1 pseudogene is annotated in these 388 nt (G+C 62.1%); it reads left to right on the top strand.

Annotation, left to right across the window (positions count from 1 at the left end):
- Positions 1–315 (top strand): annotated as a pseudogene (locus AC1D0P_RS31405) (argininosuccinate lyase); the annotation flags it as partial.
- Positions 316–388 lie beyond the last annotated feature (73 nt).

Raw genomic sequence — 388 nt, 5'->3', positions numbered from 1 at the left:
GCCAGGATGAAGGCGGCGGCCGGCGCCGGCTATTCGACGGCCACTGACCTTGCCGACTGGCTGGTGCGCACCGTCGGCCTGCCGTTCCGCGAGGCGCATCACGTCACCGGCCGGATCGTGGCGCTGGCGGAAAGCAAAGCATGCGATCTATGGGATCTGCCGCTCGATGAATTGCAGGCTATCCATCCTCAGATCACGGCGGATGTCTTTGATGTCGTTACCGTCGAAGCCTCGGTCGCGGCGCGCCAGAGCTTTGGCGGCACGGCGCCCGAAGAAGTGCGCAAGCAGATCGCCTGGTGGCGGGCGCGCAATTGATCAAAGACCTTGATTCTGTGTTCAGCAGAATCAGGGTGCACAAGACTTCCGAGATTCGCTAAGAACATCCGAC

It is taken from the genome of Polaromonas sp. P1_G2, assembly GCF_056405515.1.
This window is presented reverse-complemented; position numbering and strand designations above follow the sequence as displayed.